The organism is Rothia nasimurium (assembly GCF_928382285.1).
GTDB classification, from domain to species: Bacteria; Actinomycetota; Actinomycetes; order Actinomycetales; family Micrococcaceae; genus Rothia; species Rothia nasimurium_E.
In genome coordinates, this window is sequence record NZ_CAKMSS010000022.1 from 1 (window position 1) to 1,264 (window position 1,264).

1 protein-coding gene is annotated in these 1,264 nt (G+C 55.2%); it reads right to left on the reverse strand.

Going from position 1 to position 1,264, the window contains the following annotated elements:
* Positions 1-38: 38 nt before the first annotated feature.
* Positions 39-1,142 (reverse strand): IS1249 family transposase, encoded by a 1,104-nt coding sequence (locus L6758_RS10895; RefSeq protein WP_336603707.1) that lies wholly within the window; start codon positions 1,140-1,142, stop codon positions 39-41.
* Between the last annotated feature and the right edge of the window lie 122 nt (positions 1,143-1,264).

A 1,264-nucleotide genomic window follows, 5' to 3' on the forward strand; every position in this document is an offset into this window, starting at 1 on the left:
GGGTTATAGGCAGAAAAGTGTGTCCCACCCCGGGCGCGTCACCCACCACGACCACCCCAACCACGCCGCACCACCACACCCTCACCCACAACAAACACACCCCGCAACTCATCCAAAGAACGCCCCACAGCAGCCTCCTTCCTCCGACCACCAAGAGCAACCACCGGCACCGGCTCCAACCTAATCACCTCATCAACACTGGCACCCCAAGCCGCATCCACCCACAAGAGCCACCCCACAGCCCGCCACTGATGCTCCACCGGCATTCCACGATGTTCCCGCAACATGGCACGAATTTTCGCGTTATAACCTTCTATATGATTCGTGGTACGAGAAATAGAACCCTCCCTGAGCAAATCCGGATCCAGAAAAGTAAACACAACATCTTGCTTCACCAAACGCTCAAGCCTCCTATAGGCAGTACGCACCCGGGGGTGCGTGTACTGCCAAGAACCATCAGCTAACCAGGTTCTCTCCTTGATAAATCCTTGATACTGCCCGTGCCAGGACGCTAAAGAAGCTGACCAGATTGCTGCCTCGTCCAAGCTGGTTACTCGTAGAAGAGCCCTAGAAATCTTCAGTAAGGACTTGCCAGCCTCAGTGCGTGGGGCACTGGTGAGAAGGGTTTTAGTATTCCGGTACACATGCAATAGGCAGCGTTGAATCCGGGTATCTGGCCAACATGTTTTGGCGGCGCTGGCAAAGCCAGAACCGCCATCTACGATGGCTACATCTGGGGCTGGGATGCGTGAGAGTAAAGCTTGGTAGGCTGCGGTGTTCTCGCTTTTAGCCCATTGGTAGTCGATGACACCAACGGTTTGGTTGTAGGCGATGATGCAGACCATGCCGCTGATGTAGATACCGTCGAGTTGGATTTCGTGGTGGATTTGGCCTGTTTGTTTGATGGGTGGGGTGATGTTCCAGCACCAGGCGGTATTGGCGCGGAAGGTTCGTCCAGCTCCTAGGGTGGTGTGGTGCTGGGTGTTTTTACTGGTGAGCCAGGTGATGAAGGCTGCTAGCTGGTGTTTTCGTGTGCTGGTGGGGCGTTTGATGGTTCTGCTGGCGCCGCAGTGGGTGCAGCGGTAGCGTGTGGTTCCTGCGCTGGTGGTGCCGTTGCGTTTGGTTCGTTGGTTGCATATCAGGCATGTGGGGTTTTTGGGCTCACTTGGTTTAGGTTAGCTTGTGGGGCTAACTTGTGGGGTTGGTTGCCTTGTGTTGATTGGGTTGTGGGGGTGTTGGGGACACACTTTTCTGCCTATAACCC